This is a genomic window from Cyclobacterium sp. SOCE241 (assembly GCF_056867545.1).
The window spans coordinates 2,947,927-2,967,155 of sequence record NZ_CP149779.1; the positions used below are offsets into that span (position 1 = coordinate 2,947,927).

Genomic DNA, 19,229 nt, shown 5'->3' on the forward strand with positions numbered 1-19,229 from the left:
TCCGAGAAAGGCATTACCAACCCCACCCTTTACTTGCTCAAAACTAATAAGTTACACCCCTACAATTGCTTGAATCTCTTTTTTAAAATTTTATCCTACCATCATCTCCTTACCTAACTTCTTATACTTCACATCCATTGAATCAGTATAATTTTAAATAAATCATCAAATTATTTGAATACATTAAAAATTAATTAAAAAGTAAAAAAAATTAAAAAAAATTTTTAGGCCCTATTTTTTAGATCACCAACAAAATTCAGCTTGCCAAAAGCAATATACTTTTCACCTATTGAAATAATTCAATTACCCAGCACTATACTCGGGGACTTCACCATGCCCTAAGGTTTGCAAAATAAAATTTTATACTTTTTATTATTGAAATGATATTCATTTTTAGAATTTCATTTTGATATATACGAAAATCAAAAAACAAGATTCTTTTAATCAAAATACTATTTTGAGACTTCGTAAATCAAAAAAAGTAGGACAAAATTAACAAGCAGCAAAATTAAACAGCCTCTTGTGAAAACGATAAGAATATTAACTTAAAACTACATTACCATGAAAGCGTTACTTTTCTCCATTTCCTTTCTGATTTTTTTGGCAACTCCACTTTCAACTATTTTTGCGGCCAATTATTATGTTTCTCAGGAAAAAGGAAATGACAATCGTTCTTTAACTGAAGCACAAAACCCTGCTACCCCATGGAAATCAATTGATAAAGTCAATTCCCTTTTCAATTACCTTAAGCCAGGAGATGCAATTTTATTCAATAGAGGCGAAACTTTCTATGGTACCCTGCATATCAGTGCATCAGGGTCTTCTAGCATGCCAATAAAAATAGGAGCTTATGGCTCTGGTGCTAAGCCAGTCATCACTTCTTTGAAAACTATTAGTGGATGGAAGGCTATAGGCAACGGTATTTATGAAAGCAATTCATCTATCAATACCAATACTGTTCAGGTGCTCTTGATCAATGGAGAGAGCCATGAGTTGGGAAGGTACCCTAACAGTGATAATGAAAATGAAGGCTATTTGAATATTGACGATGTAAGTGGTAACTATTTGCTTTCAAGTAACGAATTAGGTGGATCTTCTACTTGGAACGGAGGAGAAGTAGTAATTAAAAAGAACCAATGGATCATCGATACTCACCAAATATCGTCGCATAGCGGAAATCAAATTCGTTACAATGGAAACATCAGTGCTTATACTGCTCAAAAAGATTACGGTTTTTTCATTCAAAACCATATAAAAACCCTTGATGCCTTTGGAGAATGGTATTTCAACCCTTCAACAAAAAAAATAAATATTTACTTCGGGAACAGTAATCCTTCTTCTTTTAAGGTAGAGGTTAGCACTCTAGACAATTTACTTATTAAAGATTATAGAGATGCTTATATTACAATTGAAAACATCAATTTTAAAGGTGCTAACAAAAGCACCATCAAATTAGAAGGAGGAAACAACATTAAAATCATTGATTCTGAAATTAACTTTTCAGGAGAAAACGGCATTCTTGCCTTAGAAGTAGTGGATTTGTTGGTAGAAAGAAACATCGTCCACAACACTTATAATAACGGCATGTACTTAAGGTATGGCAATGATAATGCAATTGTCAGAGACAATGAGATTACAAAAACAGCATTAATCGCCGGTAGAACACAAAATGAAGATGCCGCTGGAATAGGTTTATTTGCTTATGGAGAGAATATTTTGGTACAAAACAATTCCATCGTAAACTCAGGGTTTAACGGTATACAGTTTAATGGCAACTATACAGTAGTCAAAAATAATTTTGTGGACACTTTCTGCCAGATTAAAGGTGACGGTGGAGGGATTTACACGTTCGGTGGCGTTCAGTATCAAGGTTATAAGGGCCGAAAAATTGAAGGTAATATCGTAGTCAATAGTATAGGAAGTAAGGGAGGAACTCCCGACAAAGGGGTTAACTACAAACCATTGGCTGAAGGCATCTTCCTAGACGACAATTCAAACAATATTGAAATCACAGGCAACACCATTGGAAATACTGAAAATTCTGGTTTGAAAATGTCCAATGCAAACAATATCCTTGTCTCAAACAATACTTTTTTCAATTCACATTCTGCTTTAACAATTGGAAATAGCGTAATAGGAGAAGATACAAGAAACCTTAACATTGTCAATAACCAGTTTTTTGCAAAAACCTCCGATCAAAATTCTTACTCTATCAAAACATACAAAAATGACATTGAATCCCTTGGTAGTTTTGACAAAAACTACTTTTTCAGACCACTTGGGGATGAGTTTAGTATTGAAAATGAATACACCAAGAATAGTCAAAAAGTAGCGGCCATAGACAACCTGGAACAATGGAGCAGCAAGTTTGGTAAAGACAAAAACTCTAAAAGCAATTCTGTAGAAATTTCTACTTATACGATAAGTAAAAAAATTGGATCTAGTCTTTATGCCAATTCTTCTTTCGACCAAAATGTAAGCGATGTATATTGTAGCAACTGCAAACAACAGTGGGAAGAAAACAGTAAAACTAACGGTGGAGCGCTTAAAGTTACCGGTTCAGGATCAAGTGCCGTAAAGATTGTATTGGGTCAATTAAAGAAAGACAAAACCTATTTATTAAAATTCAATGCTTTAGCCAATAAAGTAGGGAACATATCGACTTACTTAAGGTACACTGGTACTCCATGGGAAAAATTATCTGCCATGACTACCTTTGAAATAAACACTAGTCTCGATGGTTTTGAGGTACTTGTTTCCCCATATGCAGATGTGGATGATGTATCACTTTTGATCACTTCTACTGAAGAGAACTTTTCCTATTGGCTAGATGACTTGGAGTTTGTGGAAGTAGAGGCATCCTTTATTAATCCTGATGAAGAAATTTTATTTGAATACAATCCTACTAAAAACAGCAAGACTATAGCTTTACCTGGTGAGTACGTGAACGCCAAATTGGAGAAATTTTCGGGAAAGGTAACCATTCCGGCTTATGGTTCAGTAGTACTTATCCGAATAGCTACAGAATTTGATTCTGAGGAAAAAATTGAAGAAACTAAAACCCCTGAAATCAAATTGGCTATTCAAGAAGATATTTCAGAGATAACTGAAGGTGATGATGTTACCTTGAATAGTGAAATCAGCAATCTAGACAGTCATATCGAAAAAGTAGATTTTTATTGTGGATTAAAGTTGGTCGGTACTTGTGACGAACTACCTTACCAGGCCATTATCACAGAAATTCCAGCCGGAGAAAACTATGTTTGGGCTACTGTTACCGACAAAGAAGGAAATGTAAGTACATCTACAGAAATAGCATTTACGGTTAAAAACAAAGTGATTGAAGTAGATGAAAAAATTCCTGTTGATAATGTATCAGAAGTAGCAACAGAGGGTGTTTATTACCACGTTGGCTACAATGGTACAGTCACCTATGAAGACCTAGAATTCGAGGCGATAAACAAAGAATTCATCAAATCAACGGGAGTGAATGTGGCGACCAAAGCATCAGGAAGTGATGAAGTAATTTTTCAAACTGAGATGTTCAACAAAAACCTCAAATTTGAAATTCCTTTGGAAAATGGCGTCTATAACATCAGTACTTACCACAACGAAATGTATTTTGGTAACGATGGAAAATATGAAAGAGCCGGACTAAGGGTATTTGACATTTCAATTGAAGGAAACATTGTAAAGAAAGACTTTGATATTTTTCTTGAAAGCAAAAACCAAGAAACTGAATTAACTTTTAAATCAATTGAGATTACTGACGGAGTATTAGATCTTGAATTGAATGCATCATCAAATAACAGTTTGATTTCCGGAATAGCTATTGTTCCTGTAGGATCAGCAATAATTGAAATACCTTCTGTAGAAGTCCCCGATTCTTCAGACAAACCAGCAGAAATGGCCATCCATCTTAATACAAGTTATAAAGATGCAGTCACTTTCCAGAATACAGTCTTTGAGACTGGAACAGATTATATCAAAACCTCAAAATCTAATACTTCAACGAATTCAAGCGCAAGCAACGACAAAATCTTTCAAGCTGAAAGATACGCTGCCACATTGGATTTCTTAATACCTGTTGAGAATGGAACCTATACTGTTAAAACTTACCACAATGAGTTATACTTCGGTAAAGGTGGTTCAACTGCTAGAATAGGTAAAAGAGTATTCGACATATTTCTGGAGGATAATTTGGTCATGGAAAATTTTGACATCTTTTCCTATAACAATAACCAACAGACAATCCTTACTTTTGAAGGTATTAAAGTAGTAGACGGGGCTTTGGACCTAAGCTTGATTGCCAGTTCCAATAATGCGTCAATTTCTGGTATTTCTATTATTAAAGAATCAGAAGAAATAAATCAATCTACCGAATCGGAGCATCTTTTCTTTTTAAATACCGGTGACAATTCAAATGCTACCTTAAATGGGATTACATATCTGGCGGAGACCAGTACAGAAAGATTCTACAATGACGGTACAAACAGTTATAAAAATGAGATAACCAATGTCGGCGCGCTTTTTCAAACAGAGAGAAGTGGGAAAAATTTGAAATATACTATTCCTGTACCAAATGGAACCTACACTGTCTTTACTATGCATCATGAGCTCTGGTTTGGGCATGCCGGAAGTGCGGCTCAAGCCGGAAAAAGGGTTTACGATATATCTATACAAGGCGATGTATTGAAAAGTGATTTTGATTTATTTGTTGAAAACAACAATGCACCCACCATGCTTTCCTTTGAAAATATAATCGTTTCAGATGGTGAATTAATTTTGGAAATGGATGCCAAGGTAAATAATGCAAGTATATCTGGAATTGCCATTATAGGAAATGCTGCGAAAAGTACTGAAATAGCTGCCAATTTGAGAACTGCTCAAGAATCCTTTAACAGAGGATATAAGGAAATGTATAACAGGGGCTACAAAGAAATGGATATTGAAACAGAAATAAGCAGTACGGATGAAATACGAATCTTCCCTAATCCTGCTAAAGGGCGAGCAACTCTTGAGCTGAATACTGAGATTGGTCAAGGTAGAGTCATCATTCACAATATGAATGGCCAATTGGTAAGTCATTTTGATTTGGAAAGCATCAAAACGTCTAACAATCAATTCAATGTACCACTTGAGAATCTATCTCAAGGCATCTATCTTGTTAGCATAAGCAATGAACAAACAATCATCAACAAACAACGACTAATCGTTAATCCGTAGATTTAATAATCATCTTACAAAAAAATAGGGCCTCTGACTATTCAGGTGCCCTATTTTTATAAAAAAACACCTCCGAATGAAGGTGTAAGAAAGTTGATATTTTCACTGATAATTTATAGTCTAACTATTTATCCTTTATGTTTGCGCTTGAGCACGGTCTTGAATACCTCTGCCATTTGGTTTGCAAAATTTTGAATGTTATACTTTTGCAAATGAAGTTGTTTTGCTTTTTTTCCCATAGCCTCAAGATCAGTTTCCTCTCCTACCATTTGCAAAAGTTTTTTATTCCAACCTTCAGGAGTGTTGTCATATACCCAAAGCCCGATTTGTTCGTTTTCAATATCAATATCTAAAAACGAATGTTGGGTCATCAGCACCGGCTTACCAACAGCCATGGCATCCAATAAAACAGTTAGTCCGTAGGTATTCCCTTTTTTCTGATTTCTTCTTTTAAGGGGATGATGATAAATGAAGAATTAACATATTCTTCTAATAACTGATCATAGGGCACCCAGGAAGTATCAACAGTAACATTGGGTGGTAGATGAGTAGAGGCAGGGATTGTATTAGGTGTACAATAAATTTTTAGGTTAATCGGAATATTTTCAAAAGCTTTGATAAGTATGTCATAATCTCTGTCCGCTGTACCTGCACAAACGGCATAGGGTAAATCATCCTTTTTCTTTATCGTTTTTATATTTTTATAAAAATCCACATCAGCTCCCCAACTCACGGAGAAACATTTATTCTCTTTTTCAAATTGATTGTATTTTAGGTCCTTTTGGGTTTTTAGCATCAAATTTTTAGAAAAAAAGCAAAGGCATCTATTTGTCGGAGGTGCTTTACTCCCAGTTTATTCAAAATTGAATTTTTGTTTTTATAATAAATAAAATTTTGATGGGCTAAGCCTACTACAGGAATCTTAAGCAAGCCGAAAATTTTTAAAAGCGTGAATAACTTACTAATTGAGATCGGATAAGGCATATACACAAGGTCATAATTCTTTATCATTGACAATGCTCTTACTTGCTGATCAAGAAATGGAATTTTAATAAACTTTCCCAATGTATCCAGCCAGTTGTATTTTTGATGGGGAGAATATCAACCTGAAACTCTCCAGATTTTTCTAATTCAACTTTTCCCATCAAATAATGACTGGGATTTATTCCATTTTTCAATTGTCAAATATTTTTTCAAAGGAATAAGAGTTTATCAAAAGAATTTTAATTTTCCCCTTCATATATCGCAGCCTACTAATTGATTTCCAGTTTGTTAATATTTTCTACTATATATTGGGCAGTAGCCTTTTCGGAACACTTTTCTTTCCACCAATCAAGGGTTTTCCTATGAATTTCTTCAAGTTTATTTTGGTCATGCAATAACTCACTAACTACCTTACATCCTTCATTCCAATCTTTTATTTGAATAAGTGGGGAGTTTTTATAAAATGGAGTGTCAGGCAAAGGCTCTGAAATAATGACACAGCCAGCTCTCATTGCTTCAAAATGCCTGAAACACTCTGTCATAAAGAAACCCTTGGGGCACAATACTATTTTTGAATCAGCAAGTACTTCTCCATATTTCTCCGGAGTAAAACCTGCTTTAAAGCCATTGTTAAAAATCAGGATTGATTTTGGGAAAAATGAACTGAAATCACTTTTTAACTTCAACAGAAACTTTCTATAATAATCATGGGTCAATAATCTTTCTGAAGGCAACAAAAAGCCTAATTTTGAAAATACACGATAGAAATTAATTCTATTCATATTTAAATTCCCTCTAAAAAAAACATTGTATTTCCGATCCTTAATTGGCTTATTGGGCAATTCAGGAACTGCATTTACATAGCCCAATGCCAGCGGAAAAACGTTCTTCGCCACAGCTTTCATACCAATATAGGACTTAAAAACCGCAAAATATTTATCGGAAAAACAACTGGGGTCCAAACCCCTTTCATCTGAAAAATAAAGAAGAATTTTCTTTTTATCGGACTTATAATCCCCACTAGGCGGCATAATGTCAGTTCCTAAATCCGGAGTTCTTTTATTCACCCGATGATTTGAATAAATAAAAAATTCAAATTCATCAAATCTTTCTAAAAGAAGTCCCTTTAATTCCTCTATCACATTTTTTATAAACCTAGATTCATTCAACTCCTCAAATCGATAATCTGACTTGTCCTCAATTGAAACATTGGTTAAACCAAACAATTTCATACCTTAAATTTCTGTTTACTAATTAAAAATGTTAAATAGATTCTAGGCTTCAAACAATATCCCAATATAACTATCTTAAAGGAATTTTGAGAACAGCCTTCTCCAATTTTTCTCCAAATAATTCAGCATTGAATTTTCCTTTATACACAGCCTTTGCTTGATCACTCATCCTTTGGAAAACTGCCTTATCATTTGCTATTAGTTCAACGGCATCAATCCAACCCTGAACATCACCTTTGCCAACAGTTATGCCAAAACCTTCTTTGGCGGCATCAATATTAATGCATGGGTTTTCAGTAATAACAGTTGGTTTCCCTAAAGCAACCACATCTTGTAAACTCGTCATCCCTTGACACCCTTCTTGAACTAGAGGATATTTTAAAGGAATCAATATGGCAATCGACTCTTTATAAAATTTGAGCAATTGCTCATATGGAATAAAAGAAGCATTAATGCTCACATTTGGAGGAAGCGAATCTACTTGAGGTTTAGATTTTGGTGTACAAAATATTTTAAGCTGATGTTCCATCTTTTTAAAAGCCTCAATTAACGTGACATAATCCCTTGAGGTATGACCTGCACTAATAAAATAATTTAATTTATCCCCTTCTTTGTTCGTTATTTTATTATAAAACTTAGTATCAGGCCCCCATTGGGCGGTATCAATTCTGTCCAATTGATCTTTGTCTGTTATGTTTAATGATTTTACTGCAATCTCTTTTAGCTTTTCACTTAGAAAAATGATTCCATCGTATTGAAATAAAAACTTTTTACTTAACCACCTATAAAATTTATTCGTAGAATTTGTCTTCATAAATGGCTGGTGTATGGTTACTAAAATAGGTTTTCTGTAAATACCTAATAGTTTCAATACAATCAATAACCTGGTATTGGACAAAGAATAGGGAGCATATAAAATATCATAATGCTTCCCATAAAACAATATTCTCAATTGTTGGTCAAGGTGTTTAACTTTAAAAACATTGCCAATTTTATTTAGAATGCGGTATTTTTCATGTGGAAATATTTCAACTTCCACTTTTCCTCTTTTTTCCAACTCTACTTTTCCCCAAACATGATGACTTCCACTTTCACCCTTTTCCCAAAGATGATAGGCCTTTTCCATGTTATAATTATTGACTAAAAGCAATCTTGGTTTTTCCTTGACTTTCAATAGCTCGATGGTTAGGTTATACTAGGTTTTGCTTTTATTTGTAGGAAAAAACCGTTCCGTGACAAGTAATTTCACAAAGGCAATATTAGTTGTAAGATAGCGCTTCCACATTCGCCCAGGTTCTTGCATGGTACGATAAAACCATTCTAGGCAAATATTTTGCATCCATACCGGAGCCCTTTTTACCTTACCTGAGACCACATCAAAGCTACCTCCAACTCCCATAATAAAGGGCACATTCATTACATCCTTGTATTTATTTAGGAAAATTTCTTTTTTTGGAGAACTCATGGCCACAAATAAAATATCTGCTTTGGAATCCCTAATCTGCTTAGCAATTCCTAACTCTTCTTCTTTACCAAAATAGCCATTCCTATAACCTGCAATAATCTCAGGTGAATATTTGTCTGAATAAATTTTTACCACTTTATTTACAACATCTTCTTTGGCTCCAAGAAAAAATATCTTGTAATTTTCCCTAGCGGCCAGAGCAACTAAATTATCCATTAGGTCTATGCCAGCAACTCTTTCCGGCAAATACTCCTTAAGAAATTTTGCTGCCCAAACAATGGATTGACCATCTGCATTAATAATATCACACTCAACTATTGATGCTTTTAATTCAGGATCCTTTTGGGCATTTACTAGTTTGGCTGCATTCACTACAACATGATGTAAATTTTCTTTTCTCCTGATGCTTTGATCTATCAATGCAACTGTTTCATCCATCGTTAAAGGTCTACAGGGACATTACAAATACTAATTCTTTTTACCTCTTTCATCAGACTTAAGTTTTTATAATCTAAACAATCTATTAATTGAATTACTCTGGGTTTACTATAAAAATATGGTATATGGATAATCAATTACCATCACTACCTCACCTGTAAAGACTCCTTTCATTTTTAAACAATACGGTAAAAGAAAGAAACATCCAGGCTTGGGCCCAGCGCATGTAAGGAATTTTTGATGTAAAATGCTTATTTATTTGATAATAAAAATACCCTTGGGATGATTGCATATTCTCTATTGTCCATCCCATGACTTTAGTGGCCATTTCTTTGTATTTCTCATACTGACCTAACTTATCCAAGGTAATTAGCAACTGAGTAGGTGCATGAATATCAACAGGGTATGTGCTATTATTATAGTATTTTGAAATTCCTTCCGCAGTGAAAAATGTTTGAATATAATAATCAAATCCCTTATTCATACAACTGTCAAATGAATGATCACCGGTGTACCGAGCAAAATCTGACAAACATTCTAGGTTGTATCCTGTATGAAAATTATCAATCCACTGGTGAAAAGGTAGAGTACCATAACTCCAAGCACCATTTTCTTGTTGGTAGCCACATGCAAAAGTGACTGATTTCTTTGCTTCTTCATACAGTTCCTTTTCACCAGAAATGGAATATACTCGGCTTAATAAACGGGCACCCAAAAGTGAGGCATTAAACACAACACTTTTATCTAATGGAGAATAGGAAAATGAAAAATTTCCTTTATCATCGTAGGTGCGATACAAATCTTTTAACACAAAATCACAAGCACTTCTTGCCGCTTTGAAAAACGCTTCCCTTTTGGTAATTTCAAATGCATCCAGTAACGCGCAAGCTATAAAAGTGGTAGCAACAACAGTCGGTGTATATTTAGGCTGGAAAAATGCCCTTGCCTGCCAGTCAAAATTATACCCCCAGCAGCTTCCGCTCCATCCTTTGGATTGAAGCTCCAATATTCTATCACCAAAAAAATTGATTTGATCCAAATAATCAGATTGTGCATCAATTTCATACAAATTACAATAACTTGTTAGAAATAAACCCAATGCCTTAGGGTTATACTCTTTTGGTACTCCCACTAAAGGCCTTAAATTAAAAGGTGCCCTTTTAAAGAATTGTGTCCAAGCAAGTTTCGCAATTCGAGATTTAGAAAGTAATGGAACTGCTTGAAACAGCTTACTGTTTAAACTATCATAAGGATCATATCCCTTATACTCCTCTTGAGAACAAAAGGCAGCCAATTGTTCAAAGGAGTTGAAAAAATCAATAGGTTCACTCATTGTATTTTTTTTTCGGTAGCGTTCATTTTTATTTGCTCATTATCTAGCGAATATATTCCCCAAGACAAAATTTGTTTTTTAGTGAAAACACAAGGCCCTAAACAGCATAAACTTATAGACCTTAATTGATTACAAATTCTTCTTGATTCTTGAAACCCATTTTTAGACAAACTAAAGTAGATACCCAAATGAGAAGTCATCCAAATCAATAAAAACCATTGGCAAAAAGGGTCAACTAATCGAATCTTTTAAAATTAAATCACTATTAGCCTAGCCCTTTCAATCATTTAATAAAGCTCTTTAATATAAGCCAAAAGTTGATCTACTCTTTTGCTCCAAGAATTATTAGCGGCTATGCTAATTCTTTCTTTCATCAATTCTATTGTATTATCCTTATAAGCCTGTTTGATAAAGGACACAAATTCATCATCATTATTAGCTTTGTATACTGTTTTCTCAGGAAACTCCCAATGTCTTACATTCGGCAGATTTGTTATTACCGCTGGTATCCCGGTGGCTAAATACTGCCACAATTTATTAGGTGTCCTCCCTGTATTAGGGTCATCCATGTAGTAGGGAGCAATCGCCACATCCATTTCTGATAACTTCGAGCTTAAAGGATCTCCAGTCAAGACTCCATGAGCCTTTACTTTTTCTTCTTTTGAAAGATGGTTTAGAAAATCATCCTTGATCGGACCGATCAAATGTAATTCTACATTCTCAATTTCTAGTATTTTATTGATTAGCACGAGCGGCGTTTTTTCTTATCAATAAAGCCCAGCAATACCACCTTAACTTTTTCATCCTCCCTATTTAGGGATAATTGAGTGATATCAACTTTTGAAAACTCAGGAGCTCCTAAAGGTAATTCATAGGACTTGGGATTAATTTCCGCAAAGTCATTCACCAGTTTTTGTGCAGTGGCCAAATTAAATGTAGCAGTTTTTACAAGCCTTGATTGTGTAAAAGTTGTATAAGCCTTCATCCATCCCGGAACTTTGACATTGTTGATAAAATCATCATTGGCCATGTAAATAAATTTATCAAAATATTTACCGACCAAATATCCGCCAAAATCTGTGCAAATAAACACAACCTCCTTGCCTTCAAAATGTTTTTTAAGCTTTTCGTACAACCAAACCTGGTAGGCTTCATTCAAACCAGGCATTCGGTATCTTAACCTAAAACTGGATGGAAAGGAAGGTGTAAGCAATTCAAAATTCCCATTAACTTTTTCACATTTTAAGCCCGGTAACCCTATAGTGTTAGCTGCGACAAAAGTCACTTTGAACCTTTTAGCCAAAGCATGAGATAATTGGTGTCTCGCTCTAGGTGGTCCATCCCATTCAGTATTGGTATAAACAATAAATTCCATCAGTAAATTTTCAAATTCGTTCAAAAAATTTTTGCTGCCTTTTCAGTATTTCCCTTCAATCAAAATTTCGAAAAAAACTTTCACGATAGGGTGATAGGGTTAATTTTAAAGCTATCTCATTTTTATAAGTTAGAAACTAAACTTAAGGATGTATTCCAATACTTTGGAACACACCCTATAATTTGTTTTCATTAACTATACCACTTAAAATGAAAAAACTATTGGTCAAAATAGAATGATTCACTTTAGTAATCCTAAAACATTTAGGACAGTATTTCTTCAAGGCTTATCTCTTGAGGCATACCTGTGGAGAGACTGTCCAAGATTTTAAATGTAGTAAGCGTTGTAAGGCAAATTGATTCAAAAGAAATTGGACTTTCTTTACCCGCCTTCACCTGGTCTAGAAATTGATGTACTTCTTCCAAATGACCTTTTCCGCTAGACTTCAGCTTAATCAATTTATTATCCTTATGAAGGCTTCCTGATCTAAAATCATGTATAATTCCAACTTTCCCTCCGGAAAAAACTTCAATATTTTCCTTTGGTAAAGATTTATCTCCATTACCCAAATAGGTTAAGTTGCCAACCGATCCATCTTTAAACTTGACAGTTACGGCCATATTATCGGCGGAAGTGATTTGCTCATTAGAAGTGTTTATGGAGTCAGCATACACCTTAACAGGTTCAGAATCTGTAAAATACTGCATTAAATCAATAAAATGACAAACTTCCCCTACAATTCGGCCTCCCCGATTTCAGGGATCTGAGACCAATGGTCTTTCGGTATAAAGCCAGCATTTACTCTAATATTAATTACCAGAGGTTCTCCAGTGTTTATAAACTCTTTCTTCAGCTCAACAGAAACAGGAGCAAATCTTCTGTTGAAACCTACCATCAATAATTTATCCGCTGATTTCTTCTCTGCATGGACCACTTCTTTAAGTTGTTCCATGTTCATTGCAAAGGTTTTTCTACAAAAACATTTTTTCCGGATTTTAATCCTTCAATCACATATGGAGCATGAGATACATGTGGAGTCGCAATAAATATGGTATTGATATCTTCTTTATTCAATACGTCCTTGCCATCAGAAGAGCAGAAATTAAACTTAAACTTGTCTGAGACACTTTTGGCAGTAATACCCTTTGAGGTTACTACGCCATCCAATGATCCTCCCCAGGATTTGACATTTGGAATCAAATAACTTTGTGCAAAACTCCCTGCACCAATAAAACCTGCATTGATCTCTTTGATAGGCTCATTATTTACCTTGGTTATGGACTCAAGCTTAGAGGCAGACTCTTGGTATTTTAACAATATTCCAATATGGGGTTCTTGTACTTTTCCCATCACAATATCATAGGCTTTCTCCGCCTCGTCAATGTCGAATAAATGGGTGATCAAAGGCTTGATATTAATGGCTTTTGCAGCAATCAAGTCCAAGAAAGCTTCCATATTCCTTTGCTCTGTCCAGCGTACGTAAGCAAAAGGGTAATCTTTACCCAGTTCCTCATAATCTACGTCATACCTTCCCGGCCCGTAAGAACATGAAATTTTAAGTTCAAGCTCATTTTTATAGAAATAAGGCTCTCTGGGAATTTCCATCTTTACTGCACCCACTACAATAATTTTCCCCTTCTTTCGTGCAATTTCAGTAGAAAGCACAATGGGATCATTTGTTGGTGTAGCAGCTGTTATAATTATGGAATCAAAACCTCTCCCGTTTGTGAAATTCTCACAGGCTGAAATTAAATTGGAATCATTTCTGTGCATGGATTGTCCTGCACCTGATTCTTTTGCCAGTTCTATCAGCTTTTCTGACATATCTATTCCAAAAACTGAACACCCGTTGGCTTTTAAAAGTTGAACGGTGATTTGGCCAAGTAAGCCTAAACCGATCACACAAACTTTTTCACCTAATTTAGGGTCTGCTTGTCTGACACCCTGAAGCGCAATTGCACCTAAGGTAGTAAAAGCTGCCTCGTCTGAACTTACATTCTCCGGTATTTTAGTTACCAAGTTTTGGGGTACAGAGATTACTTCGGAATGAGATGCATAATCTGCACCGGCACAGGCCACCCTATCACCGGGTTTAAAAGCCCCATTATTATCCATTGAGGCAATCACCTTTCCGGAAGTACTGTATCCCAAAGCCTTTAATGAATCAAGCTTGGTTCTAACTTTACTCATGGTAGCAGAAAACCCTTCTTTCCTAATATTCTGAATCACTTGGGCCACTAAGTCAGGCCTTTGCTTTGCCTTACCTATCAAACTTGCTTGGGCCACTTTTACGGTACTTCTTTCAGTACCGGCACTTATTAGTGAATACTCGTTTTCAACCAATACCATCCCTTCAGAAATCGCAGGAACAGGAACCTCATCTACATAAAGCTCTCCAGTTTTAAAATTTTGAATAACTTGTTTCATTGCTTTAAAGAATAAATTAAATAATGTTTAAATACCTGTAATATTTCCAATTTTTTCTACAAAATTGGCCCAGGTGTTTTGATTCATAAAAGTGTTTCTATCTCCTTCTATTTGTTCATCTCTAGGATTGAACTCAGAGATTATCTTGGGAATTTCATTAAAATTTTTGAATGTGTGCATAAATGCCAAATCTTTCATATCCCTAAAGGCCCCGTGATCAGGCCCTAGAATAATGGCCCCCATGCGTATGCTGTCTATCAATGAGCCGGAGCTTATTACTGTTTGAGATTTATAAGTAAACAAAGTAAATTTCGCTTGGACAGAATAAGCTGCAATCTCTTCCAAGCTCAACAATTCATCTTTAAATTCAGCATTTTCAGGCAAAATTGAAAGGATTTTACTTTTATATTTTGTATCAGAACATTTTCCAACTATTAAAACTTTTGTGTTTTTAAGTTCCGGTGTTTCCCGCAAGTAATCTAAAAACACATCGATACCCTTGTAGGGAAAAATACTTCCCCAAATAAGAAAATCAAATTTTTTCTCTCCTTTCCGGTATTCCCCAATTTTTTCTGTCAACGGATGAGGAATAACATGTACTTTAGAAATATAATTCGGATAAGCTGATGAAACGAAATCTTTACCAGCATAGGAATGGGTAATAATGTAGTCTGAATGTGCCATGAGTACATCAAACATATTTTTTGTCACTGGATTCTCACCCTTGTGGTGGGAACCTTTGTTATGCAAAATCCATACAACCTTTTTGGAATATGCTTTGGCCAACTTTAAAAATAACATGAAGAGTTTTTTTTGAACACTACCAAACTTTTTCTCCGGAATGGTTTCAGGCCAATTGAGGATAAATAAATCTGCTTTAAAGAAGTGAGTAAAAAACTTAATATTCCACGATTAGGTGACTTGGCATTTACCACATGATGATTTTTAGCCAATGCTTTTTGAAAGTTGAAGATATAGGGGTTGGGTGACCCAATCACCTTATCTATCTTTGGATATAAAAAATAACTGCCATTTTAAGATAGTTTTAATTGGTTTTCCTGATTGACTAACTTAGATAGTTCGTCCCTAAATCTTTTCCTTACCTTTGTTGCATCATGTCTCTCCTCCGCTATTCTAATAGCAGCCTTTGAAATTGCTTCGCGCAAAGACTTCTTGTTGATTAATTCCAACAAGCCATGGCTTAAAGCATGTACTTCATTTTTTGTTACTACTTGAGCCCATTCATGGGCTTTGGCATAAGCAACCAAGGCAGTGTCCTCAGGAGCAAATATTAAAACCGGTGTTCCACAAATCATATATTCTGATGCTTTGGTAGGCATTGAATACTTAATAAATGCATTTGCAGAAGGAGAAAAATCATAAGGTAAAAACAATATGTCTGCTTCCGAAAAACGATTTGGTAGTTCTTCATAAGGCACGAACCCACGATGAATAACACAACTGTATTTATTTATCCAATCAGGCTTTTGTCCTACCTGAAGCACCAATTCAATAGGTGTGGAGCTTTCTTTATTTAATTCCTCCAGACATTTTGCCATAGTCTCTAGAGAACTCTGTATTCCCAAGCCCATCCTACCGGCATATAATATTTGGATACTATCTCCAAATTCATAGTTATTTCGCTGACTCTTACTCCAGAAATCAAGCTCTATGGGGTTATGATAAGTGGAAAAGGAATAACCATACCTTTTTTGATAAGCCTCAGCCATAGGCTCACTTATACTAAAATGTCTGGCACAAGTACCTAACATTTCCCTAAACTCTTGGTCGACTACTTTGTACCAATACCCACCAAGCATACCATATTCCGGTAAAACTTCCAACCAATCATCCATCATATGGAATACCATTGGTTTGTTTAGGTAACGTTGGACAAGCGTACAAAATATAATGGCTTCCCTCCTTTGGGCTTGGGCATAAATGACATCCGGATTATATGCATCAAGCCATTTTTTTAATTCGGGGGATAGCTGTATAGTAGATGCCCAATCAGCTACTCCCAACCAATTTAAAGCAGGGGTGATGTATTCCTTGAGAAGTTTCACTCGAAAAGGTGACTTCTGGATCGTTTGGACATTTTTCTTTTCTTTATTTATTCTTATAGGTCCTGAAGGATACTTTCTTTTCATCAAGCTCAAAGGAAATTTCCAAATGTGTTCTTTTTCCCCGAGTTGATAGTATTGATCACAAATATCTATCCTCGTTTTATCATTAAAAAGAGTGCCCAAACAAACCACTGCAAGATGATCTTTCTCCCAACCCTTGAATAAATTAGACAAGGTTATCCCTCCTCCTGAAACGTTATTAAATGGTTGATTAAGTATTAAAACTTTTGGAAAATTCATATAATAATATACTGATTATTAATAAAAGTAGGTTTTGCTTTATTTAGAATGCTCCCCTTTTCAACTTGTCGACAAACTGATCCAATCCTGCTTTATTTCCATAGTAATAATCCGGATAGTTGTCAATGAATTTTTGAAAAACTCCTCCGGTGTTTTTACTAAATCGTATTCAGCTTTGTATTCTTTCAATTTCTTTTGCAGATCTTTCTGCCCATCATACACTACAAAACAATCTGCTAGTTTACCAGGCCCATGAATTTCTACCTCTTCATCTTGTCGCCAAGCCATTCCCCACGACGTATCGGGCGTAAAAACATAGGCACCACAACTTAAGCATTCTGCAATAGGCAAGCCAAAAGACTCCGGAAATTGCAAAAAGTAAAAGGTAGCCTTTTTATACACTTCTCGAATCTCATCAATTGTATAAGATCCAGACAATTCAATATAGGGTATCCCTACTGCTTCAAGCGCTTTAATTTGTTCATTTCGTTCCTTCTCATACCCTTCTCTGTAAAAATCAATTAAACCAAGGTGTTCCTTTTTTGGACCGGAGCTAACCCTGAACTTTTCAAATGTAAACCAACCTGACTCCAAGGGGCTTTAGGTTTACTTCTAATCTCTGTTACTTCTGAAACAGATAAATGCCAATCAAAAATATCTTCTTGATGGTGTTTCCCCTCTTTTAAATAAGTAACCATTGTTGGTGCATTCCCTAAATAATATACCTCATGGAATATAAGTGGCACCCCCTTCAATTTATCTCTTAACTTAACAAAATCAAATGAATCACTTAAAAATGCCTTGGGACTGCATTCAACAATTATAACCGCATCATACTTTTTCAATTTACGCAGAAACAGTTGATCTTGAATATAATGTAACAATTGATAGCCTTTCCATATAAAGTAGTTGTAATTCTTGGCAACCTTAGAATAACTCAACAGTCGCTTAAAAACAAAAAGTTTGTAAAACACCTCAGATTGAATCCCCTCTTCTTTAGAGAAAAATTGTGCAGGCAATTTGCCAAGATTCTTGGGCTTGAATAATTTGGTTTGGTAACTATCGCTATATTTTTCATAATAGATGCCTATCTTTTTTTCTAAAAATCTTATATCAATCAACTGGTTTAAAAAAGGATTTCATCTCTTCTTCAGGAATATTTCTTACAAATGAGGAATAACATGCCCCTACCCCTAACCATACCAGAATATAATTTAACGTAAACACCTGAACTGTAGAAGGGTGGGTATTTATAAGCCAAAATAAAATCCATAAAGCAAATGCCTTTGTTAAATAGTTTTTGGAATTAAATAAACCTAAAAAAATGGCAGGAACGATAATCACTAGCAATAATATAAGGTTAATGATTCCACCTTTTAAAATCATGTTTAGGTAATCTGTTTCCACAGTTCCTCTATAATTCCCTGACTCCATAGTAGGGCAATAATACTCGCCAAGCATCCCTCTTCCGATCACCCAATCTAAACCTTGCATGTCTTTGTAAAAGTAAACTTCGATACCCGTACGAGTATCTGTAACTCCCCTATCCTGCAAATAATACAAGGCTTCAAGCTCAACATTTAGAAACACATAAACTCCACCAATGATGGCAGTTAAAAGCAAACCTACAAGCAATGTTCCGGACACTAGTTTAGATTTAGCACTTATAAAATAAAGGAAACCTGCAAAAAGCAATCCAAGAACCCCCATAAATAAGACGCCTCTTCTCGCCCTAATCACCCCCAAAACCAAAACAACCAAAACTGTAACAAATGCTATAAGATTCTTGGTTTTAGAATGGTACATATGAGTAAACAGCATAAACAAAGCTGTAATACCCAGGGACTTAGTGAAATACTCAACTACACTACGATTTCTATCATCAGGAATTACCTCTGTTAATATTCCCCGGAACATTAGACTATATAAAAGAAAAATTACACTTAAAATAATAATGACTGAGAAGATTTTTTTATACAATAAAAAACTTCTTCTAAACAATAAAATTAGAGGAACTAGATAAAACATCCCCCCAAACCAAGGGTTCAACAGGATTAATTTTAAAACATCTTTATTAAAAGAAAACCCTCTAAAAAGAATCACTAATGCCCAAAACGCAAAAAGAAAGAAAAATATTTTTAAATATTCCGATTCAAAATAAGGCTTAACCAAATAAGTACTAGAAGAAAAAATTGCAACCAATCCTAACATTTGAAGTGGCTGAAACAACATAAAGGGCATCTCCTTTGTAGAAAGTATTGTTGAACTAGCTATATAGGCAATAAATCCCAGCCAGAATACATTCATTGCGATAAGTTCGTTCCTATCGTACTGCAAAAACTGCTTCAATGAGGCATTATATTTCTCTAATTTTCCCACTAAA

The 19,229-nt window shown here is 35.0% G+C and carries 18 protein-coding genes; 1 reads left to right on the plus strand and 17 read right to left on the minus strand.

The window, feature by feature from the left end; genetic code table 11:
- The first annotated feature begins 561 nt into the window (after positions 1–561).
- Positions 562–5,226 (plus strand): malectin domain-containing carbohydrate-binding protein, encoded by a 4,665-nt coding sequence (locus WG932_RS14710; protein ID WP_483088462.1) that lies wholly within the window; start codon positions 562–564, stop codon positions 5,224–5,226.
- 128 nt (positions 5,227–5,354) lie between these two features.
- Here the strand turns inward: WG932_RS14710 and WG932_RS14715 are convergent, their stop codons facing one another.
- The 17 genes from WG932_RS14715 to WG932_RS14795 form a co-directional block, all read right to left on the minus strand.
- Positions 5,355–5,630, minus strand: coding sequence for a glycosyltransferase (locus WG932_RS14715; protein ID WP_483088463.1), 276 nt, complete (start codon positions 5,628–5,630; stop codon positions 5,355–5,357).
- Positions 5,631–5,638: 8 nt separating this feature from the next.
- Complete coding sequence (locus WG932_RS14720) at positions 5,639–6,022, minus strand: hypothetical protein (protein WP_483088464.1); 384 nt, start codon at positions 6,020–6,022, stop codon at positions 5,639–5,641.
- Positions 6,023–6,248: 226 nt separating this feature from the next.
- Positions 6,249–6,404, minus strand: coding sequence for a hypothetical protein (locus tag WG932_RS14725; protein ID WP_483088465.1), 156 nt, complete (start codon positions 6,402–6,404; stop codon positions 6,249–6,251).
- A 75-nt stretch (positions 6,405–6,479) separates the two neighbouring features.
- Complete coding sequence (locus tag WG932_RS14730) at positions 6,480–7,442, minus strand: hypothetical protein (protein ID WP_483088466.1); 963 nt, start codon at positions 7,440–7,442, stop codon at positions 6,480–6,482.
- 70 nt (positions 7,443–7,512) lie between these two features.
- Complete coding sequence (locus WG932_RS14735; RefSeq protein ID WP_242067779.1) at positions 7,513–8,568, minus strand: glycosyltransferase family protein; 1,056 nt, start codon at positions 8,566–8,568, stop codon at positions 7,513–7,515.
- Between the two features lie 69 nt (positions 8,569–8,637).
- Positions 8,638–9,345, minus strand: a complete 708-nt coding sequence (locus WG932_RS14740) for a WecB/TagA/CpsF family glycosyltransferase (RefSeq protein ID WP_483088467.1) — start codon at positions 9,343–9,345, stop codon at positions 8,638–8,640.
- 151 nt (positions 9,346–9,496) lie between these two features.
- The gene (locus tag WG932_RS14745) at positions 9,497–10,678 is read right to left on the minus strand and encodes a glycoside hydrolase family protein (RefSeq protein WP_041934945.1); all 1,182 of its coding nucleotides are present in this window, start codon (positions 10,676–10,678) and stop codon (positions 9,497–9,499) included.
- Positions 10,679–10,965: 287 nt separating this feature from the next.
- Positions 10,966–11,427 (minus strand): glycosyltransferase, encoded by a 462-nt coding sequence (locus WG932_RS14750; protein ID WP_483088468.1) that lies wholly within the window; start codon positions 11,425–11,427, stop codon positions 10,966–10,968.
- Entirely contained in the window at positions 11,421–12,077 is a 657-nt protein-coding gene (locus WG932_RS14755; protein ID WP_483088469.1) for a hypothetical protein, read from the minus strand. Before WG932_RS14755 ends, WG932_RS14750 begins: the two co-directional genes overlap by 7 nt.
- A 239-nt stretch (positions 12,078–12,316) precedes the next feature.
- Positions 12,317–12,760: a Gfo/Idh/MocA family oxidoreductase gene (locus tag WG932_RS14760; protein WP_483088470.1), complete on the minus strand. Its 444-nt coding sequence runs from the start codon at positions 12,758–12,760 to the stop codon at positions 12,317–12,319.
- Between the two features lie 26 nt (positions 12,761–12,786).
- On the minus strand, positions 12,787–13,005 hold the full coding sequence (locus tag WG932_RS14765; protein WP_483088471.1) for a hypothetical protein: 219 nt from the start codon (positions 13,003–13,005) through the stop codon (positions 12,787–12,789).
- 2 nt (positions 13,006–13,007) lie between these two features.
- Positions 13,008–14,480 (minus strand): zinc-dependent alcohol dehydrogenase, encoded by a 1,473-nt coding sequence (locus WG932_RS14770; protein WP_483088472.1) that lies wholly within the window; start codon positions 14,478–14,480, stop codon positions 13,008–13,010.
- 27 nt (positions 14,481–14,507) lie between these two features.
- Complete coding sequence (locus tag WG932_RS14775) at positions 14,508–15,179, minus strand: glycosyltransferase family protein (RefSeq protein ID WP_483088473.1); 672 nt, start codon at positions 15,177–15,179, stop codon at positions 14,508–14,510.
- A 335-nt stretch (positions 15,180–15,514) separates the two neighbouring features.
- Positions 15,515–16,846: a glycosyltransferase gene (locus tag WG932_RS14780; RefSeq protein WP_483088474.1), complete on the minus strand. Its 1,332-nt coding sequence runs from the start codon at positions 16,844–16,846 to the stop codon at positions 15,515–15,517.
- A 60-nt stretch (positions 16,847–16,906) separates the two neighbouring features.
- Complete coding sequence (locus tag WG932_RS14785; RefSeq protein WP_483088475.1) at positions 16,907–17,440, minus strand: hypothetical protein; 534 nt, start codon at positions 17,438–17,440, stop codon at positions 16,907–16,909.
- Positions 17,368–17,865, minus strand: a complete 498-nt coding sequence (locus WG932_RS14790; RefSeq protein WP_483088476.1) for a hypothetical protein — start codon at positions 17,863–17,865, stop codon at positions 17,368–17,370. Before WG932_RS14790 ends, WG932_RS14785 begins: the two co-directional genes overlap by 73 nt.
- Before the next feature lie 94 nt (positions 17,866–17,959).
- Positions 17,960–19,225, minus strand: a complete 1,266-nt coding sequence (locus WG932_RS14795) for a hypothetical protein (RefSeq protein WP_149393932.1) — start codon at positions 19,223–19,225, stop codon at positions 17,960–17,962.
- Positions 19,226–19,229 lie beyond the last annotated feature (4 nt).